Origin of the sequence: Termitidicoccus mucosus (assembly GCF_038725785.1) — a bacterium.
In the GTDB taxonomy this organism is placed as follows: Bacteria; Verrucomicrobiota; Verrucomicrobiia; order Opitutales; family Opitutaceae; genus Termitidicoccus; species Termitidicoccus mucosus.
Map to the genome: position 1 here is coordinate 4,449,413 of NZ_CP109796.1, position 21,716 is coordinate 4,471,128.

The following is a 21,716-nucleotide window of genomic DNA, read 5'->3' on the forward strand; positions in this document are numbered from 1 at the left end:
TAATCTTTTGTTACATAAATAGTTTTAATTCTATAGCCGGAATAACTGCGCAAAGCGCAAAAGGCATACGTTGGCCGGTATGGATACGCGGCGGCCACGGAGGGATCGCGCCGCGCCGCGATTTGATGCCGGTGAGACATCAGGGCTGCATGCACCCCCTGCATCCGCGTTCGTCGGCTCCACGACCCTGTCTCTTCGCCTAGGAAATCGCAGAAGAGCCAAGCCTGCCAATGACCGCAGCATCACTTTCATATTGTAAAAATAAAATGAATATAGCCCCTCACGCTCTCCGTCTCACGGTTGCAGCTCTTCTGGCTTCCATCCTCTGGACACCCGCCCTTCGCGCCCAGGTTTCCGGCACTTTCACCGGCTCCGGCACAAACTGGGCCGACGCCGCCAATTGGACTGGCGGCACCCCCGGTTCCGCCGCAGGCGACTCCGCCATCCTCAACCTCTCCGCCAACCCCGCGCTCGCGAACAAGACCATCTCGCTCGCCGGCGCCGGCACGGGCGTCACCCTCGGCACGCTCGCCGTCATCGGCCCCAACTCCGTTGACCCCTTGCGCTCGCTCACCCTCGGTGCCACCGCCTCGCCCTCGCTCGTCTTCGACAGCGGCGCCGTTGGCACGCCCGCCGCGCTCTCACTCTCCGGCGGCATCAACCTCCGCATCGCCGCGGACATCACCACGCTCTCCGACCTCGCCGTCAGCAACAACTCCGCCGTCCTCGGCAAAATCACCCTCCTCGGCGCGCTCGACGCCTCCGGGCGCACCGTCACCTTCTACAACGACACCGGTCCCGCCGACATCACCGTTTCCGGCGCGCTCACCGCCGCCTCGCTCGTCAAGAACGGCGTCGGCAAACTCATCCTCAACGGCCCCGCCGCCTCCATCGCCGGCCCCGTCAACCTCAACGCCGGCACCCTCGTCATCGGTGCGAACAACGTCCTCGGCTCCGGTGCGCTCACCCTCGGTGCCGCCGCCTCGGAAAAACGCCTTCACCTCGCTGGCGACGCCGACCGCTCCCTCTCCAACTCCCTCGACCTCTCCGCCTCCGACCTCATCGTCAGTCGCGAGGACGCCAACACCGCGCTCACCCTCCGCACCCTCACCCTCGCTCCCGCCGCCGCCTCGCTCACCTCCCTCGGCTCCGGCACCCGCACCCTCAACGTGGGCGCCTTCACCGGCCTCGCCCTCGGCGCAAACCAGTCCTTCTCCGGCGGCACCCTCCTCAAGCAAGGCTCCGGCGTCCTCACCCTCGGCGGCGCGGACAGCACCTTCTCCGCGCTCGATATCCGCGCCGGCAGCGTCGTCGGCTACCTCTCCGCTTCCTCGCTCTCTCTCGGCGGCGGCACCGGTCTCTTCGGCTCCGGCACCATCCGCGTGTCCGGCGGCAGCTCCGTCCTCGAAGTCCGCGGCTCGAATCCCGCCAACACCCTCGACCTCATCGCCGGCGCGTCCATCACCCTCTCCGACCACGCCACCTTCCGCCTGGCCAACGCCACCCTCCGGCTCCTCGGCGGCTCCATCGACCTCGGCGCCGACGGCCTTTTCGATTTCAACGGCAATGTCGTCCTCGGCAGCACCGCCATTTCCAACGCCCCCGCCTCCGGCTTCGATTTCGCGGGCAACGTCGCCTTCCACGACTCCCTCACCGGCATCGCTGGCAACGCCTCCTACCTCATCAACCTCTCCGGCACCGGCGCGCAGACCCTCTCCCGCGTCGCTGACAACGGCGCCGCCTCCCCCGGCACGGTTTCCGTCTCCGCCACCCTCGCCAAGACCGGCACCGGCGCGCTCACCCTCGATTCCTCCATCACCCAGCTCCAACTCGCCAACGCCCTCCGGCTCGACGCCGGCACGCTCATCCTCACCCGCGCCGGCCAGCTTTACACCAACAGCGACTTCACCTTCACCGGCAGGGACACCGCCTCCGTGCGCCTCGGCGGTTTCGACCAGTCCATCGGCGAGGCCAACATCGCCTCCGGTGCCACCGGCGTTTTCGCCCTCGGTGGTGACCGCTCCACCTCCACCAGCCTCATGCTCGCCTCTATCGCCTTCGGCGACACCACTGGCATCCTCCGCATTCGCGACTACACCGACGGCACGCTCCTCGACGGCGCGCCCGACATCGTCGCCACCGCCCTCCCGCCCGTCGGCGCTGCGCTCAACCAAATCTGGTTCCACGGCTACAACAAAGGCGCGCAGATCGTCGGCACCAACGAGATCGCCCCTGCCAACGGCCTGCTCGACAGCTCGTGGACTTACGGTGCCGCCACGCTCAACTGGTTTGCCGCCGCCAACTGGCGCTCCGCCAATTCCTCCGACATCGACTCCTACAACATCCCCAACTCCCCGGGCGCGATTGCCAGACTTAGTGACATCGGCGGCGCTCTTTATGGTCAGAGAATTCTGTTTGGCTCGCAAAACGTGACGGTAGGCCAGCTTCTCAGCAGCAGTGACGGGGTGGCTATCGGCGATAGCGCCACTTCAGGCGGCTATCTCATTTTTGACAGCGGCGTCACTGGCTCCGCCGCCATTTGGGGCGGGGGCGCTCGAAGCAGCTTGCCAAGGGTACTCCTGAAAAGTGATTTGATTAAGACCGGCTATACCAGCGTCTATGACAGCATCGGCAACATCAGCGACGATTTTGCCGAGTCCGGCATCGCGCGGAAAATTATTCTCAAAAGCGGCATCTATCTTAATCTTGGCGCCAACAATATCGCCAACTCATTCACCGGCGGCGTGGATTTGGAAAACACTGCCCAAATCAGAATCTCCCCATCCGCGAACGCCGGCTACACCAGCGGCACTTGGCTGGGCAGCGGCAGAGTGAATATTCTGGCCGGCACCGCCAGTGTCTATGGGCAGTCGGGCGACACCAGAAACCCGGCTTACATGATCCGCCTAACCAACGAACTGGTGCTCAACGGCAATTTGAACACCGGCTCCATCATTTGGGATTACGCCGGCGATGTGGACTTGAGCGCCACGCGCACCATCAACGTCGCCATCGCCACGAGTTCCGCCAATTATCAAAACTCCGACTCGGCGATTTTCGGCAAGGACTTTAATTTTACCGGCACCGGCGGGCTGGTTTTCACCGGCGCATATAACAAGCGTTTGCTCAGCCCCGACCACGACTTCACCGGCGGCCTGTCCGCCAACCTCGGCACCCTCTGGGGCGACGCCATCAATGCCACCGGCAACGAAGTGACGCTCGGCGCTCTGGACGCGGGCAAAAACCCGCTCGGCCCCGGTAACATCACCGTCAACCCCACCGGCGCCAACATCGCCAACATTTTCGTGGTGAACGCCGCCAAGACCACCCTCGCCGGCGGCACGATCAACCTCGGCACCACCGCCAACGGCACCGTCGGCGTGCTCCACGGCGACACTTACTTGAGCGGCGGCGTCATCACCGGCAACGGTTACTTCCGCACCGACGGGGACCTGTGGTTCGACGGTGCCAATGTCGCCGCCGGCAATTTCTCCTTCATGGGCGACTCGCTCACCAAAAAAATCCGCTCCACCACTCCCGGCGCGACCGTCGCGGTCAACAACCTCCTCAAGGACGGCGCCGGCACCGCCACGATTGACACCAGCATCACGAGCCTGACCGCCGGCACGCTCACCGTCAACGGCGGCGTCTTCGCGCTCGGCGCGGCCAACCAGCTTACGGCCGGCGCGCTGGCGCTGAACGGCGGCGTGTTTGACACCGGCGGCTATACCAACAACGGCATCGCATCACTGAACCTGCTGGCCGATTCCTCGCTGCAACTCGGCGCGGGCGGCGGCTTGCACTTCAACACCTCCGGCACCGGCGCCGGCTGGACGTCGGGGGCGTCGCTCGTCATTCAAAACAACACCGGCATATGGAATGATTATCTTTCCGGCGGCTCCTACGTGCGCTTTGCCACCGACGTAAGCCTGTTGTCGAACTCACTGGCCCAGTCCCTGCAAAACATCGCCTTCACCGGCTACGAGAGCGGCGCGCAAATCCATCAGGACGGGAGTTACTATTATTTGCTCCCCGACGCCGCGCCCACGGTCGAGTGGACGGGCGGCGCGGGCACCGCCGACACCAAGTGGAGCACCGGTGGCAACTGGCTCCTCAACGGCGTGCCCAGTGGCGCGGGTATCAGCGTGTCCTTCCGCGACCTCGACGCCGGCATCGGCACGAAGGGCATCAACGTGGACGGCGCCTACACCCTTGGTCGTCTGAACCTCCAAGCCACGCCGCGTTTCACGCTCGACGGCAGCGGCACCCTCATTTTCTCCAACACCGGCGGCCTCAACGCCGTCATCAACAGCAGCGGCGGCTCGCAGGGCGTCACGGCGGCATGGCGGCTCGACTCCGACACCGACCTCAACCTCGCCACGCCCCGCGCCGCCGGGCAGTTTGAGTTGCGCAACGCGATCAGCGGCGCCGGCAATCTCGACCTCAACGGCGCGAACACCGCCATCATCTTCGGTGGAACCAACGCCGCATGGTCGGGCAACCTGATCTGGGACACGCCGACGCAGCGGCTGCGCGTCACCGCCAACGGCACGCCCCTCACCGGCTCCGGCACCTTCCTCATCGGCGCGCCCGGCGCGTCGGGCGACACCTTTTATATTGAAGCCTACGGCGCGGCGCGCACCGTCACCCTCGCCGGCGGCGCGGTGCTCAACAGCAATTTGTATCTCGCGCAAAACTCCGACGGCGCGACTGCCAACGGCGGATTGTATGATCTGACGCTGACGGGTGATTTGGAACTGGGCGGCAGCGGGACGCGGACTATTACCGTCGAAATTTTAAGCGAAAGCGGCGTGAACTCATCTTTGATTTTGAACGGCGTGGTGAGCGGCAGCGCCGGCATTATCAAACAGGGCGGCGGCTGGCTGCGTTTGAACAAAACCAACACCTTCACCGGCGATTTCACGTGGACGGGAGGCCAGGTGTATCTCGGCGCGGACAACGCGCTGGGGACGGGCGCATTCCGTCCGAACATCAGCACCGACTCCAGAAACATGACGACGGTCGGGACGGGCGTGAAGCTGGGCAATCAAATTATCAACAGTGCCGGCAGGACGCTGGCCATGAGTGGTATTTTCTATTGGAACGCCGACAGCAGTGCGGTTGGCAACAGTCAACTGAACGGGAATTTGAGCATCACTGGCGGAACGCATATCTTTGGTAAGGATCATGTGATTGAAGGCGTCGGTTCTCTCACCCGCAGCACCTTCTGGTTTCTGGGCGGGGGGAACATTAACACGGGGAATACCGAGCAGACCTATGGCGGTGTTTATGTGATAGGCGCGAGTTCCACCAAGGACGCTGGCGGCAATGTCATCAAAGGCCCGCTGGGCGTCGGCGCGTATAACACCGGCGGCAATTCTGTCACCGGTGGCGGCCTCTACGTTTTCAACGACAGCGGCACCGAGCAGCGCCTGGGCAATACGATTGTCTTTGGCTCCAATCTGACCCGCGGCATTAATTTCCTCGGCGCGTCCGGCGCCTTGAACGCCATCGTCAACGGCTCGGCGACGCCGAACATGGCGACCACGCTGGTGCTCGACGCCAACACGCTGACGCTGCGCGCCGGCGGCAACGCCAGCGTCATCAACGCCAACGCCGGCATCCTCCGCATCGAGTCGCAGATAAAGGATGCTTCCAGCTCCGACCCCGGCATCATCGCCAAAGGCGGCGCGGGCACCCTCGAACTCACCAACCTGACCAACGAAATCTCCGGCGGCATCGAGGCGCGCAGCGGCACCGTCCGCTACGACGCCGCCACCCACGACCCCGCAAACGACGACATCCAGATCGGCACCGGCGCGACCGGCGACACCGCCTTCGGTGCCGGCGTCCTGTCCACCAAGACCGCCGACGGCACTGGCAACGCCGGCGCCATCGAGGTGATCGCCGCCGTCGGCGGCACCGTCACCATCAACGGTGGAGGCGGCGTCATCCTCAACAACAACGGCCGCTTCATCGTCACCGGCAGCGACGTGACGACCGTCCTCGCCAACGGCGGCGCGCTCACCAGCACGAGCGCGGCCGGGCAGGAAGGCACGCTCGTGGCCGGCCTCGTGCAAACGACCAGCTACACCCTCGGCGTGAAGCTCGCCGCCGCGGACTGGGAGCTCGGCTCCGGCACCGTGAACCTCGCCCGCGCCGACCTCCTGTCCGGCGTGCAAAACCTCCATTTCGCCGACGGCAGCCGCCTGAACATCAATCAAAAGACGCAGACCATCGCCGGCGCCATCAGCGTCACCGGCACCGCCATCATCGACGTGTCCGGCGGCACCCCGTCAAACCCGGTTTCCATCCTCACCGGCGCCATCACCGTCGATCCGGCCACCGGCTTTCTCACCTTCCTCGGCTGGGATGCCGACCCGATTACCGGCCTCGGCTCCACGCTCATCCGCACCACCCTCGCCGAAGGCTATGTCATCGAAAACATAAAGCTCGGCACGAACGCCGCCACCGCCGCCGTGGCCCAGCGCAACGACGCCGGCATCCGCGTGCTCCTGCCTTTCGACCAGATTTTCATCTGGGACGGACAGGCCGCCAACGGCCAGTGGACGACGGACAACTGGATGAAGCAGGATAGCCTGCACCTGCCCTCCACTCAGCCCGACGCCAAGGGCGCGCTCGTGACCTTCGACACCGACCGCGCGGCCCTCGGCAACGCAACCATCACCGTGCCCGGCGCGCGCCGCCTCAACAACCTCGTTTTCACCGGCACCGCCGACGAGGATTTCGCCATCGCCGGCCCCGGCACGCTCGTCTTTCAAGGCCTCACCTCCACCGCCGAGGGCTTTGTCACGCAAACCGGCGTGAGCGACATCACCATCGGCGCCGCCATCGACCTCGAATACGACGACACCGCCTCGCTCGGCAAAAACCTCGTCATCGAGCAAAACGGCGCCGGCGCCCTCATTTTTAACGGAAAAATCGACGGTCCCGACTCGCGCGTGACCGTGACCGGCACGGGTGCGGGTGCGGTCGTGTTCAACGCGCAGAACACCTTTTCCAAGGCGTTCGTCCTCGAGTCGGGCAACGTCTGGCTCGGCGTCGATGGCACCGCCGGCGCCGGCGGCCCGCTCGGCTACGGCGACATCACCATCAAGAGCGGCACCCTGCGCGGCGTAAACGCCGGCGCGACCATCGCCGCCTACGCCGACGCCGACCGCGTGCTCCAGCGCGGCTATATCCTCGACGGCAGCCTCGCCAAGGCCGGCTCCCGCGCCCTCGCGCTTGCCGGCGGCGGCACGCTCGCGTCGAGCTCGACGGTCGCCGCCATCGACGCCGGGGGCACGCTTGCCCTCGGCACCGCCACGCACGAGCTCGCGCTCGGCGCGCACACGCTCACCGCCGCCGGCGCGGGCGTCGTCCGCCTCGACGGCGCGCTCACCGGCGCGGGCCACCTCGTGCAGGCCGGCCCCGGCGCGCTCGTCGTCAACGTCGCCAGCCAGCACACCGGCACGACGACCGTGACCGGCGGCACCCTCGCGCTCGCCGCAGCCAACGCCATCGCCAGCAGCACGGCGGTGGTGGTGGACGGCGTGCTCGCGGCCACCGGCACGCAGACGCTGAACAACCTCGCCGGCACCGCCGCGACCGGCACGATTTCCAATTCCACATTGTTGCTCCTCAATTCCTCGCTCGCCACGACCTACGACGGCGCCATCACCGGCGCGGGCAGCATCGAAAAAACCGGCGCGGCCACGCTCACCCTCGCCGGCACGAACACCTTCACCGGCACCGTCACGGTGAACAACGGCCTGCTCGCCATTACCGGCTGGACGGGCACCACTGGCGCGAGCGGCACGAGCAGCATCAACGGCACCGGCAGCGTCGCGCTGACCGGCACGTGGTATGCGGCCACCAATTTCATCATGACCGGAACCACCGCGCTCGACATCAGCGGCGGCGGGCGGCTGGAAAACACCGTCGGCAACGGCACGGTGAAGGTGGGTGTCACCGAGGGTGCGAACGCCGCCGTCACCCTGGGCGGCGACGCCGTGTGGCTGCGCACGGCGAACGCGCAGTTCGACCTCGGCTACGGTGCCAGCGCCACCGGCAGCGTCATCATCACCGGCCACGCGCGACTGCTGAACCAGTCCCCCGGCGGCAACTGGACGAACATCGGCGGCGGTGTCAATTCGCTCGGCACCGTCACCATCAGCGGCAACGGCTGGTGGCACGAGGCGTCCAACGTGACGCTCGGCTATCTGGGCGACGGCGTGTTGAACATCAGCGAGAGCGGCAGCTTCACCCCGGCGAAGGCGCTGTATCTGGGCGGCGAGCCGAATGACGCGCCCACCGCCGCCGCCAGCGGCACCGTGAACATCAGCGGCGGCCTGCTGCAGGCGGCGGGGCTGGTCGAGGTCGGCTCGCACGGCCACGGCGCGCTCAACATCAGCGGCAGCGGCGTCGTCCGCACCGGCAGCCATCTTTCCATCGGCGACGACGGCACCGCGACCGGCGAGGTGAACGTCAGCGGCAACGGATTGCTTGATGCGGCCGGCGATGTGTTCACCGGCGCCGCCGGCACGGGCGCGCTCACCATCGCGGGCAGCGGCAGCGTGACCGCTGGCGGCGCGTATTCCCAAAACGCAAGCAGCACGCTCACGCTCAGCTACTCGGGCGCGCCCGCGAATCGCGGCGCGTTCATCACCGCCGCGAGCGGCACGCTCGACGGCGCGCTGGCGGTGGCCCATTTCACCGGCACGTTCTCCGACGCGGTGCTCAGCGGCACGAAGTTTTCTGACATGAACCTGGCGGGCGTGACCGGCACGCTCATCCACGCGACCGCCGGCACGCTGGCGGGCGACTTCGCCACGATCGCCGGCTCCGGCTCCAGCCCGGTGGACTATATTTATCAGGGCGCCTACAAGAGCGCGGACGGCCATGATTACGTGCTCGCCGCGGATCTCTCGTGGCGCATCGGCGGCACGCTTGCGCACGGCGACTTCACCGTCGCGGGCGGCACGAGCTTCGATCTCGACATCGCGCTCAGCGACACCACCGCCAACACCGCCCAAAACTGGAACGGCGACACGCTCACCAAAAAAGGCGCGGGCCTGCTGATTCTGAGTGCGAGCAACGCCTATTCCGGCACGACGGTGGTGGGCGCCGGGACGCTGCGTGCGACGCACCTCGGTGCGCTGGGCTCGTCCCTTGCGTCCGTTTCGTCCCTTGCGTCCTTGGAGCTGGCCGGCCTCAGCGGCACGCTCACGAACGCCCTGGCCGGCACCGGCACGCTGCGGGTGGCGGGCAGCGCCGACCTCGACTACCGGGGCGGGGCCTCCGGGTGGGCGGGCGTGACGCGGATCGACTCGGGCCGGCTCCGCGTGAACACCGTGCTGGGGACGGCGGCCTCGGCGCTGCAGGTTTACGCCGGCGGCACGCTCGGGGGCGGCGGCACGCTGGGGGGCAATGTTTACCTCAACGCCGGCGGGCACCTCGCGCCGGGCAACAGCCCGGGGGTGACCACGATCCTCGGCGACCTCGCGCTCGCCGACGGCGGGCACCTCGACTTCGAGCTGGGCGCGGTCACCAGCCCCGGGCACCTCGACCAGAGCGCGGCCGGCGTGAACGACCGCATCGACGTGCACGGCAGCGTCGTCATGGGCGGGACGACGACGGTGAACCTCACCGGGACGGGCGCGGCGCTGGCGAAGGGTGAATACGACCTCATCCGCTACGGCCTCACCGGCGGCGCGCTTTCCGGCAGCGCCGGCAACCTCGCGTTCGGCACGTTCAACGGCGCGGCGGTCAGCGGCCTGGCCGACGCGGACAAGTTCCTGTTCAGCACGGCCGAGACCGGCTGGGTCAAGCTGCTCTACGACTTTGGCTACTTCACCTACTGGGACGGGGGCGACAACAGCGCCGGGCAGTGGACCAACGCCAGCGTGGAAGGCGGCTCCGGCACGTGGCACGCGCCGGGGGCGGCCAGCGCCTACACCGCGTGGAGCGGCAGCAACGGCGCGCCCAACGGGGAATGGCTCGGCGCGCCCGCCGAGGCCGCGGGCTTCGCGATCTTCGGGGGGGCGAGCGGGACGGTCACGGTGGACAACACCGCCGCCGGCAGCTTCACCGGCGGCACGATCGCCCTCAGCGGGGCGCAGTTCAAAACCGAAGGCTACCTGCTCACCGGCGGCACGCTGGCGACCGGCGGCACCGGCGCGGTGGTCTTCAACATGACCGCGGGGGCGACCATCGCGACGAGCCTCACCGGCACGCACGCGATCGAGAAGGCCGGCGCGGGCACGCTCACCCTGGCCGGCGCGAACACCACCACCGGCACGATCGGCATCCTCGACGGCGCGCTGGTCATGACGCACACCGGCGCGCTGGGCTCCGGCGCGGTCGTCATCGGCGCGGGCTCCGGCGCGACGGAAAAAGTCCTGCGCGTGGCCACCGGGGACATCGTGTTTGCCAGCACCCTCAGCGGCACCGGCGTCCTGCACGTTGACCTCGGTTCTTCAACTTCAACTTTCAACTTCAACTCCAGCGCCGCAGGCGCTGGCTTCACGGGCACGGCGCTCTTCGAGACCGGCGCCTACGCGCTGGACAACAACGCGCTGGCCTCCGCCGCCGTGGTGCTGGGCACGGCCAACACGACGACGGTCGCCACCGGCACGCAGCGCCTGGGCAGCGGCAACCCCGGCGGCCTGAAGATCGACGGCGCGGACGTGGTCTTCGCCTACACGACCGGCTCGCGGGCCGATGGGGTCATCCTCACCGACACGCTCGACGGCGCCAGCGGCACGATCACCGTCGCCAACAACCACGCCGCCACCGGCACGACCGGCCTTTTGGACCAGAACCTGCTCCGGCAGGACGAGGCCACGCTGGTGCGCCTGGTGAACGCATATTCCACCACCGGCACGAACCTGGCGCTGGCCGGGGGCGGCACGACGACCGCCGCGGTGCGCGACGCCGGCAGCACGGTGACGGCCACCGCGACCTACACGCAGGCGCTCGACTACGCCACCGGCGGCCCCGGCCTCTCCGTGAACTACGCGCTCACGCAGCTCGACCTGCTCGCCGGGCAGACCACGACGCTCTCCGGCGACGAGGCCGCGCCCGCCGGCGGGGCCGACTTCACCGCGCTCATCACCGGCTCCGGCAACCTGCAAATCGCCGCCAGCAACGCCCTCACCCTCAGCCACAGCAACGCCTACACCGGCACGACGACGATCGCCAGCGGCACCGTGATCGCCGGTGCCGACGACGCGCTGGGCCGCACGTCCTTCCTGTCCCTTGAGTCCCTTGCGTCCTTTGACCTCGCGGGCCACTCGCAGACCCTCGCCAGCGGCAGCGTCACCGGCGCGCTCCTCGACAGCGTTGGCAGCGGCTCGCTCGGCGTGACCGGCCTGCTGGAGATCACCAGCGCCAACGCCGGCTTCGCCGCCAGTGTCGGCGTGACCGGCACGGCCGTGCTCCACCACACCTCCGCCCTCGGCGACAGCGGCACGCTGACCCTATGGAGCGCGGGCGGCCCGCCCGCTTCCGGCCTTGTCCGCCTCGACAACGCCACCGGCACCCTTTCAAAAGCAATCGCCGGCAGCGGCACCGTCGCGCTGGCGAACAGCAGCAGCGTGGCGCTGACCGGGACGAACACGCTCTCCGGCGCGTGGACCGTCGCCGCCGCTAGCGCGCTCAGCGCGAGCTCGACCGCAAACCTCGGCCTCGCCGGCATCCTCCTCGACGGCCGGCTCACGGTCGCGAACGCCGCGAACGAAACCCTCGGCAACGCCCTCACCGGCACCGGCACTTTTAACAAAACCGCCGCCGGCAACCTGACCATCAGCCAGTCGAACACCTTCGCCGGGAGCGCCGGCATCCTTGCCGGCACCCTGACGCTCGCCGACCTCGGCGGCCTCGGCTCCGCAACCATCGCGAACAGCTCCACGCTCGACCTCGCCGGCACCGGCGCCTTCGCCAACGCCGTCAGCGGCACGGGCGTGACCGTCGCCAGCGGCGGCGTGAGCCTGCGCGGGGCGAACACGGGCTTCACCGGCACGCTCAGCGTGACCGGCACGGCGGACATCACCGCCAGCACGCAAATCGGCGGCACCGGGGCGAAGGTGGTCATCGCCGCCGGCGGCGAACTGGCCACGACCGCGACCACCTTTGTCCACGCGCTGGCCGGCAGCGGCGTCCTCGCGGTGAATGCGTCCACGAACGGCGGCGTCTTCGACTTCGAGGCGGCCAGCGGCACGGCCTTCGCCGGGACGGTCAAGCTCGACGCGACCACGATGCACCTCGGCACGGGCGCCGCGCACGCCCACAACGCCCTCGCGCTGGCCGGCGCCAAGCTGCGCGTGCTCGCCGGCTCGACCCTCGCCACCCACGCCGAGACCCGCAAACTCGGCGCGCTCGACCTGGGCGCGGGCGGCGTGACGCTGCTCGACATGACCGCCGTCGTCCCGGCGCAAGTCCTGCAAACCGGCACGCTCTCGGTGGACAGCGGCGCGCGGGTCGCCTTCAGGGGCTACACCGGCTCGGGCACGGTCAACAGCACCGGCACGAACCCGAAAAACTTCCTCGACCGACTCGCTCAACGACACCGCGACGCTGCTGGTCGCCGCCGACGCGCTCGCCGCCGGAACCGATGGGAAACAGATCACCCTCACGCAGGAGGACGGCGCCACGCCGCTCACCGGCGGCCGGCGGATCGACTACGGCAACGTGACGGCCACCTACGACTACACCGGCGTGACCGCCGGCACCGCGACCGCGCGGGCCATCCTCGGCAGCGCGACCGCGAGCGCCGGCCTGTATTACAACTACGCGCTGACCGTGCTCGACATCAAGAGCGGCACCACGCTCACGCTCACCACGGCGGGCGCCGACGACCGCACCCTCGCCGCCGAAATCACCGGCGCGGGCAACCTCGAACTTGTCGCCTCCGCCGGCGCCCTCACGCTGAGCCACAGCAACAGCCACACCGGCACGACGACCCTCGCCAGCGGCACCGTGATCGCCGGTGCCGACGACGCCCTCGGCCGCACGTCCCATCTGTCCCTTGTGTCCCTTGCGTCCTTTGATCTCGCGGGCCGCACGCAGACGCTCGCCAGCGGCAGCATCGCTGGCGCGCTCCTCGACAGCGTTGGCAGCGGCTCGCTCGGCGTCACCGGCCTGCTGGACATCACCAGCGCCAACGCCGGCTTCGCCGCCGATGTCGGCGTGACCGGCACGGCCGTCCTGCACCACACGCAGGCGCTGGGCGACAGCGGCACGCTGACCGCCGGCGGCCTCGTGCAGCTCACCGGCGCGACCGGCACGCTCGCGAAACAAATCGCCGGCAGCGGCACCGTCGCGCTGGTGGACAGCAGCAGCGTGGCGCTGACCGGCGCGAACGAGCTCGGCGCCGCCGGCGAATGGAACATCGCCGCCGGCAGCGCGCTCAGCGCCAGCTCGACCGCGAACCTCTCCGAGGCCGGCATCCTCCTCGACGGCCTGCTCACGGTCGCGAACACCGCCGCCGAAACCCTCGGCAACGCGCTTTCCGGCTCCGGCACGTTCAACAAGGACGCCGCCGGCAACCTGACCATCAGCCGCTCGAACGCCTTCACCGGGAGCGCCGGCATCCTTGCCGGCACCCTGACCCTCGCGAACAGCCTCGACGGCCTCGGCGCCGCCACCATCGCGAACAGCTCCACGCTCGCGCTCAGCGGCACCGGCGCCTTCGCCAACACCGTGAGCGGCACCGGCGTGAACCTCGTCAGCGGCAGCGTCGCGCTCACCGGGACCAATACAGCCTTCACCGGCACGCTCGCCGTCACCGGCACGGCCGCGATCACCGGCAACGATAACATCGGCGGCACCGGCGCGGGCGCGCCTCCGTCGTCCTCGCGCAGACCGGCGCACTGGCCACGACCGCGACGAGCTTCGTCCACGCGCTCAGCGGCGACGGCCTGCTCGCCGTTGAGTCCGTCAGCGGCGCCTTCGACTTCGTTGCCACGACCGGCTCGAACTTCGCCGGCACGGTCGCGCTGGCGGACACCGCGCTCACCCTCGGCACGAACGCCGCGCACGCCTTCAACGCCGCCGCGCTGGCCAACGCCACGCTGCGCCTCGACGCCGGCGGCGCGCTCCACGCCAACCGCGAGACCGCCCGCATCGGCGGCCTCACGCTCAACGCCGGCGCGCTCTGGCTGCCGATGAACGGCGTCGATCCCGAGGAGGTCCTCCACGTCGGCACGCTCTCCGTCGCCGACCTCGCCAGCACCGTCGTTTTCGAAAACTACGCCGGCGGCACGGCCGCGATCGGCGACGCCGCGCGGCAGAAAAACTGGCTCGACCAGGACAACCTCACCGACAACGCCACGCTGCTGGTCTCCGCCGGCACCCTCGCCGAGGCCGCGCCGCGCCAGATCGCCGTCACCAGGGCCGACGGCAGCGCGCTCGAAAACGGCCAGGTGATCGAGCACGACGAGGTTTTGGCCATCTACAACTACACCGCGCAGACCACCGGCAGCGCCACCGTCTACACCGGCACGGCCCTCGCCCCCGGCCTGTATTACGACTACGTGCTCGCCGAGCTGAACGTGAAGAGTGGCACCACCCTCGTCCTCACCGACGCGGGCGCGACCGACAGCACCCTCACCGCCGCCCTCACCGGCGAGGGCGGCGTCACCTACACGACCGGCTCGTCGCTCACCCTCGCCGGCGCGAACACCTACACTGGCTCCAGCACGATCACGACCGGCGCCCTCATCGCCGGCGCCGACCACGTCTTGGGCGACACGTCCTTTCTGTCCATTGAGTCCCCTGCGTCCTTTGACCTCGCCGGCCACACGCAAACCCTCCGCGGCGGCGGCCAGATCGACGGCCGCCTCACCGGCACCGGCGCGCTCACCCTCGCCGGCGGCACGCTGACCATCACCAGCGCGAACCCCGGCTACACCGCGCAAACCAACATCAACGCCAACGCGACCGCGCACTGCCGACACCGCCGGCGGCTCCGGCGGCATCCAGCTCGACGGCACGCTGCGCACCGCCGCCACCGGCGCGCTGCAAAACACCCTCCGGTTACGGCCTGTTCCACGCCGCCGCCGGCGCCGTCACGCTCGCCCGCGACAGCGCCGGCTTCCACGGCACCGGCAGCATCGCCGCCGGGGCGCGCGTCACCGCCACGCACGAAAACGCCCTCGGCGACGCCGCCATCGGCGTCGCCTCCGGCGCGACCTTCGAGCAGAAAGACTTCACCGGCGTCCTGCGCAACGCGCTCTCCGGCGCGGGCACGCACCTCGTGACCAACGCCACGCTGTTCCTCGAAAACGACCCCGCCGCCTACCAAATCGCGAACACCACGCTCGACGCGCGCGCCGCGCTCGTGCTCGATGCTGACGGATACCGGTTCGGCACGCTCAACATGAACGGCGGCGCGCTGGCCTTCTCCGCCGCGAACCCGGCCGGCTCCGCGACCATCGCGACCCTCGGCAATACTTCGGGCAACTTTTACCTGAACGCCGACCTCTCCGGCTGGCCGGCGGCATCGTGCCCGCCGGCATGATCGCGAACTTTTTGGACATCCTCGATGACGGCGCCGGCGCGCACCGCGTGCACCTCGACACCCACGGCACCGAGCCCGCCGGCCCGAACATCGCGCTGGAGCTCATCCACACCGGCGGCACGCTCAGCACCTTCGACCTCGTCGGCGGCCGCATCGAGACCGAGCTCACCTCGCTCGAACTCATGCGCGGCGACGGCAGCGCCTACATCCCCGATCCCCACGGTGTACCTGACCGACGCCGGGCTCTCACGCCGCCGACGCCATCCTCAACACCGCCGGCACGCTCGCGCTGGACTGGGCCAGCGCCCTCGACAGCCTCCACCTGCGCATGGGTGACCTCCGCGCCGAAAACCTCGCCTCCCTTGACGGCGGCCACGCCGCCGCCATAAAAGGAGGCAACGCCTCCGGCAACGTCTGGGTGCGCTCGCGCGGCTACCGCCTCGACGCCTCGAACCGCGTCTCCGGCATGGCCTTCGAGCAGCACGGCTACGGCATGACCGCCGGCCTCGACCGGGCCTTCGCGACCGAGACCGGCGCGAACCTCCTCGGCGGCTTCATCGACATGGGCGGGGTCAGCCGCAGGTTCGACAACGCCGGCACCGGCGAAACCCGCAATGCCGGCGTCGGCGCCTACGCCACGCTCCTGCGCGCGGACGGCTGGTTCCTCGACGCGGTCGGGCGCGCCGACCGGTATAAAAACGCGTTCGACGCCCGCGCCGCCAACGGGCGCGTGACGCACGCCGGCTACAACGTGAAAGGCCTGGGCCTGAGCCTGGAGGCGGGCCGCCGCCTCCAGCGCGCCGACGGCTGGTGGCTCGAGCCCGCCGCGCAGGCCTCCGTGCTCTGGCTGGGCCGCGCCGCCTACGACACCCGCCCCACCCCCGGCCAGCGCGCGATCAAGGTGCGCGTGGACGACTCCGAAACCTGGCAGTACCGCGCGCTCCTGCGCTTCGGCCGCCGGCTCCCCGGCAGCCGGTGGCATCCCTACGGCAAGCTTGCCGCCGTCGCGGTCGATTCCAATGGCGGCGGCATCACCGCCCACGGCAAGACGTTTACCGCCGGCTTCGACGGCAAGCGCGTCGAGTTCGGCCTGGGCGCTGGCTACCGCGTCAACGACCTCAGCCAGCTGTACATCGACTACGAATACGCACGCGCCCCCAGCTACGAGCGCCCCTGGGCACTCAGCCTCGGCTACCGCCGCCTCTGGTAATAGGATGCTTTAATAGGGTGCTTTCGTTTGACAGGGGCGCGGCAGCGCCGGCACGGCGAAGCCCCCGGCCAAGCCGTCGCTGACCCGCGGCTCGGCGAGACGCCTCGCCCTACCGTTTAGATGGCGGCCTGCCGGGGATTTTATTTTTGAGTCGCCGCGTTGGTGGCGTCCTCGATGCGTTTGCGGATGCCCATCACGATCGAGTTGAAACGCTCGATCTCATCCGCGCCCTTGAGTTCCTTCACGACCTCGCGCTGCTCCTTGGCGAGCGCATCGCTGCGGGCCTTGAGCGCGGCGTTCTGGCTGTTGTCGTTGAGCGCGGCGACGTAGTCTTTCGAATACTGGTCGAAATTTCTCAGGTAGGCGGCCACGCGCAGACTCTGAAAAGACTGTCCGTTAAAGGTGGCCGACGCGCCTCCCGCAGCCGCCGAGGCATTCGAGGAGCCGGAGGAACCCGCGGTGTCTTTTTTCCCGCAGCCTGCGAGAAACAACGCCGCGGCCAAAATCACGAACAAGTGGAGAAACTTCATGTGGAGACAGGGTTGATGGTTGTTGGATGGTATCGAGAAAACCCGGCGGCCTCGCCGGGCGTTTCATAAGCACATGGCTATTCAATACAAGCGGCCGGCGATAGGCAAGCGGTGTGTTTGGAGACAGATGGGGCAGGATGTAACTCAAAGTGGTGTCACTCCCTCTTTCTTCTTTCCTCTTTCTCTTTCTCTTTCGTTAGGAACGGGCAGGGAGAAAGAGGTTTCGAGCGAAGCGACAGTCTGCCAAGATAAAGAATAAAGAGGAAAGATTCCGGCGGTGACATCACTTTGAGTTGCACCCGATGGGGCAGGGTGGGGGTGCGCGTCCGTGGGATCGAGTGGCATGGGCGTTCCGCCCATGCGACGGCGCGCCCGTGCCGAATGGCACCGCGGTTTAGGATTGTTCCATCGCCCGCGATGGGGCTTCGATGTGCATTCCAGTCCATCATGAAAAGTCCGCCCCAAACCCAGGTCGTCATCGTCACGGGCGCGTCGTCCGGCATCGGCGAGGCGACCGTGCGGCGGCTCGTCCGCGGCGGGGCGCGCGCGGTGCTGTTCGCGCGCCGGGCGGAACGGCTTGCCGCGCTCTGCCGCGAAATCGATCCGGCGGGAAAAAACACGCTCGCGGTCGCGGGCGACATCACCGCGGACGCGGACCGCCGCCGCCTCGTCGCGGAAACCCTTGCCCGCTTCGGCCGCATCGACGCGCTCGTGAACAACGCCGGCTACGGCCAGCGCGGCCCGCTCGAACTCGTGCCGGTCGATGCCATCCGCCGCAATTTCGAAACCAACGTCTTCTCGCTCGTCGCCCTCACCCAGCTCGTCGCCCCCGTGCTGCGCGCGCAGGGCGGTGGCCGCATCGTCAATATCGGCTCGGTGGCGGGCCGCATCACCCGCCCCATGTCCGCGACCTACGACTCGACCAAGTTCGCGCTGGAGGGCATCACCGACGGCTTGCGCGGCGAGTTGAAGCCGTTCGGCATCCGCGTGATTCTCGTGCGCCCCGGGTTCATCCGCACGGAGTTTGGCGATGTCGCGCGCGGGGTGTCGGCGGACACGCTGCCGCAGACCGGCCCCTACGGGCCGTTCGCGGGCGCGTTTGCGTCCGGCGCCCGGAAACTGCGCCGCGTCGCCGGGGAGCCCGACGATATCGCGCGGCTGGTGGACAAGGCGCTGCGCGCCGGGTATCCAAAAACGCATTACAACGGGCCCGCGCACGCGCGTTTTTTTCTTTTCCTGAAGTGGCTGCTCCCGGTGCGCATGCTGGATTGGGCGCTGCGCATGCGGCGCTCCTGATGCTTCGGCGCGGGCTCCGCGGCGGGGAGCGGCTGGCAACGGGCCTTTGCGGGGAAATCCATCGTTCTTAGGGAGCGCGCGCGTCCCGCGCGCCGGGTTGGACGTCCCCTCCGGCCCTTTTTCCCGCCTCCATCGAAAACAGCAAGATGGCCAAATTGTCGGTCGGAAGGCCGCTCTTTTCCGCCCGGCCTTTATTCTTTAAGGAGGTTCTAAAAAACGCCTTCCTCGCGGACTTTGTTGCCTTCTGTTCGATTTTTGGAAGCATCCCTGCGCCATGTCCAATTCCGTCGAAAACGTCGTCATCATCGGCACCGGCTGCGCCGGGCTCACCGCCGCCATTTACACCGGGCGCGCCAACCTCTCGCCGCTGGTCCTCGAGGGCACGCAGCCCGGCGGACAGCTCACCACCACGTCCGAGGTGGAAAACTTTCCGGGCTTTCCCGAGGGCATCGACGGCTTCCAGTTGATGGACAACCTCCGCCAGCAGGCGGCCAAATTCGACGCCCGTTTCGAGACCGCGATCGTCGATTCGGTCGATTTTGCCTCCCAGCCGCTCCGCCTGTTCGCGGACGGGCGCGAGATCCTGGCCAAGTCCGTCATCATCGCCACCGGCGCGTCGCCGCGCATGACCGGCGTGCCCGGGGAGAAGGAGCTTTACGGCGGCAAGGGCGTGACGGCCTGCGCCACGTGCGACGGGGCGTTTTACCGGGGCATGGAGGTCGCGGTCATCGGCGGCGGCGACAGCGCGTGCGAGGAGGCGCTTTTCCTGACGCGTTTCGCGAGCAAGGTTTACCTGGTGCACCGCCGCGACACGTTGCGCGCGTCGAAGATCATGGCCGACCGCGCCACCTCGCACCCGAAGATCCAGATGGTCTGGAACAGCGTGCCGGCCGAGGTGCTCGGCGTGGCCGAGGACGCGGTCAGCGGCCTGAAGGTGCGCGACGCGCAGACCGGCGCGGAGTCGGTGCTGCCGGTGAAGGGCGTCTTTGTCGCCATCGGCCACGAGCCCAACACCGCCGCGTTTGCCGGCGCGCTCGCGGTCGATGACAACGGCTACCTGAAGCCCGCCGCCGGTTCGCAGGTCCGCACGCACATCCCGGGCGTGTATGTGGCGGGCGATTGCGCCGACCATGTTTACCGCCAGGCGATCACGGCCGCCGGCATGGGCTGCCAGGCCGCCATCGAGGTGGAGCGCTGGCTGGCCGAAAACGACGCGCGCTGACGCGGCGCCGCAGCCGCAACGGAAAAAGGCAATGCCCGCGGTTCCTCGCTATTTTAGATGGCTGGTTTTGCTTGTTTAACCGCAGAGAACGCAAAGAACTCATGGAAAAACAGGATTGTTTCCTGCGCTCTTTGCGTTCTTTGCGGTTAATTTTTTGTGCTTTCAGTCATCGAAAATAGCGACGAACCATGGCCGCAAAGAGGCGCAAGAGGCACTCCACGAGTCTGCGAGTGGCCTGGCAAAAAGAAACAGGATAATGGTTCGGTTTTATTGAACAGAAGGAAACGAAGGGAACAAAGAAGACATTTTTATATCATGGTCTTCTTGGCGTCCTTTGTTTCCTTCTGTTAAAAACAATGGTTCGGTTTTATTTAAACCGTGAAATGCCGCGAAATGCCGCGAAAAGGAAGGGATCGCTTTCGCGTGTCTTGGCGTTTTTCGTGGTTCATAATAATGGTCCGGTTTTAATAGCCACAAAGAGGCACAAAAAGCACAAAAACAACCGCTCAATCTTGTGCCTTTTGTGCCTCTTTGTGGCTATTAAAATGGTTCGTTTTTATTTAACCACGGATTGCACGGATGAACACGGATAAAGGCGGAAGCGCCTTGGCTCTTATTAATGATATGGTATTTTCTCTCACCATTGGCCCAAATAAAAATTAAAAAAGCCAATCGCGAAATGCCGCGAAATTTTCCAAAAATATCTTTTAAACAATCATGCTTTTCCCCGTTTGATGTTTTGCGCCTTTTCGCGGTTAAAAACTGATTTTTATAATCTCCTGTCGCGCCCCGCGCGCCTGCGCCAGAACGCGAGGCCGAGCAATGCGCCCGCGCCCGCCAGCCCGTAAGTCGCGGGCTCGGGCACCGGCGGCAGCGGCTCGTCGAAACCGGTGGGAAAGCCGAAATCCGTGAAATGCAGCTCCGCGTTTCCGTAGTCGAAGGAGCCCGCCACGACCTGCCCGCTGATGGGCGTGTTGCCGGTGTTGGTCACCAGGTAATTCGGCGCGAGAATGCTGCCGTAGAACTGGCCGCCGTTGCCGAAGGACACCGTCTGGCCGGCTGCGTCGTCCGCGCCGACAATGTTCCAGAGCAGGCGGGAGTAGCTGTCGTCGTAGTTGAAATTGACCCCGCCGCCGAAGAGCGTGCGCCCGTCGGCGTTGAGGACGTTGATGACAAACACCGCCGCCTCGGGCACGTCGATGGAGATGCCGGAAAACATCTGCCCGTCGTAGAAATTCCCGGCGAGCAGCGAGGCATCGAGGTCGAATATAATCGCGCCGTGCGCGTCCGGCGCGGCGGTGAACGCAAGCTGCTGGCCGGTCACCGAGACGGCGCCGGTCGGCGCGAGCGAGGCGAGGGTCGAGGAAATCGCCTGGTATTGCGCCTTTATCGCCGCGAAGTCCCAGCCCGGGTCGAGCGCGGTCGAGCGCGGATCGGCGGCGGCGTGCGTGGAGGTCGAGCTGATTTGCGAGAGCTGCGTCACGCCGGCGGACGCGAGTTCCCGGCTGACGGGATTCCAGTCCGCGCCGGGACTGAAGCCCGGCAGCGACGCATGCCCGGTCTGGAGGCGCAGCAGGCTGCCGTTGCCGGTGTAGTTGAGGCTGCCGTTCACATACAGCGTCGGCAGCGCGTCGGTCTGGCCGAATTTGGACGGGAGCGCGGCGATCACGCCCCCGTCGATGGTGAGGTTTCCGCCGACCGCGATGCCGCCCTCGGTGTCGCCGTAGTTGCGGATGGCGGCGTCGCCGAGGCTGACGAGGTTGTAGTTTTGGGTCAGCTGGGCAAACGACACGATGGCGTCTTCCGCGGGAGACGCCGTGATCGCGACGGCAAGGGGGAGGGAGGCAACGAAAGCCGGGAAAAGACTGCTGGAATGCATAAGGACAGTATCCACAAAGCCATGACGTATCACCGCGTCAATACACAGCGTATCCAACC

9 protein-coding genes and 1 pseudogene are annotated in these 21,716 nt (G+C 67.4%); 8 read left to right on the forward strand and 2 right to left on the reverse strand.

What is annotated here, in order from left to right; genetic code table 11:
* Window positions 1–266: 266 nt before the first annotated feature.
* From OH491_RS15480 to OH491_RS15505, 6 genes and pseudogenes are all read left to right on the forward strand, one after another.
* Window positions 267–11,210, forward strand: a pseudogene (locus OH491_RS15480) (autotransporter-associated beta strand repeat-containing protein); the annotation flags it as partial.
* Window positions 11,211–12,690: 1,480 nt separating this feature from the next.
* Window positions 12,691–14,169, forward strand: a complete 1,479-nt coding sequence (locus OH491_RS15485) for a hypothetical protein (protein WP_342750573.1) — start codon at window positions 12,691–12,693, stop codon at window positions 14,167–14,169.
* Window positions 14,166–15,260 (forward strand): hypothetical protein, encoded by a 1,095-nt coding sequence (locus tag OH491_RS15490; protein WP_342750574.1) that lies wholly within the window; start codon window positions 14,166–14,168, stop codon window positions 15,258–15,260. The genes OH491_RS15485 and OH491_RS15490 overlap by 4 nt, the downstream gene beginning before the upstream one ends.
* Window positions 15,257–15,520, forward strand: a complete 264-nt coding sequence (locus OH491_RS15495; RefSeq protein WP_342750575.1) for a hypothetical protein — start codon at window positions 15,257–15,259, stop codon at window positions 15,518–15,520. Before OH491_RS15490 ends, OH491_RS15495 begins: the two co-directional genes overlap by 4 nt.
* Window positions 15,505–15,909 carry a hypothetical protein gene (locus tag OH491_RS15500; RefSeq protein ID WP_342750576.1) on the forward strand — a complete coding sequence of 135 codons (405 nt, stop codon included), beginning with the start codon at window positions 15,505–15,507 and terminating at the stop codon, window positions 15,907–15,909. The genes OH491_RS15495 and OH491_RS15500 overlap by 16 nt, the downstream gene beginning before the upstream one ends.
* A complete protein-coding gene (locus OH491_RS15505) occupies window positions 15,810–16,730 on the forward strand; it encodes an autotransporter outer membrane beta-barrel domain-containing protein (RefSeq protein ID WP_342751092.1) in 921 nt (306 codons plus the stop codon). The genes OH491_RS15500 and OH491_RS15505 overlap by 100 nt, the downstream gene beginning before the upstream one ends.
* A gap of 140 nt (window positions 16,731–16,870) precedes the next feature.
* Here OH491_RS15505 and OH491_RS15510 read toward each other — a convergent pair whose 3' ends face one another.
* Window positions 16,871–17,260: a hypothetical protein gene (locus tag OH491_RS15510; RefSeq protein ID WP_068770637.1), complete on the reverse strand. Its 390-nt coding sequence runs from the start codon at window positions 17,258–17,260 to the stop codon at window positions 16,871–16,873.
* Between the two features lie 447 nt (window positions 17,261–17,707).
* Here OH491_RS15510 and OH491_RS15515 point away from each other — a divergent pair, with 447 nt between their 5' ends.
* Both OH491_RS15515 and trxB read left to right on the forward strand, forming a co-directional pair.
* Complete coding sequence (locus OH491_RS15515; RefSeq protein ID WP_068770636.1) at window positions 17,708–18,556, forward strand: SDR family NAD(P)-dependent oxidoreductase; 849 nt, start codon at window positions 17,708–17,710, stop codon at window positions 18,554–18,556.
* Between the two features lie 274 nt (window positions 18,557–18,830).
* Window positions 18,831–19,778, forward strand: a complete 948-nt coding sequence (gene trxB / locus OH491_RS15520) for a thioredoxin-disulfide reductase (RefSeq protein ID WP_068770634.1) — start codon at window positions 18,831–18,833, stop codon at window positions 19,776–19,778.
* A gap of 769 nt (window positions 19,779–20,547) precedes the next feature.
* On the opposite strand, the gene OH491_RS15525 is transcribed toward trxB, so the two are convergent.
* Window positions 20,548–21,672 (reverse strand): collagen-binding domain-containing protein, encoded by a 1,125-nt coding sequence (locus OH491_RS15525; protein WP_342750577.1) that lies wholly within the window; start codon window positions 21,670–21,672, stop codon window positions 20,548–20,550.
* Window positions 21,673–21,716 lie beyond the last annotated feature (44 nt).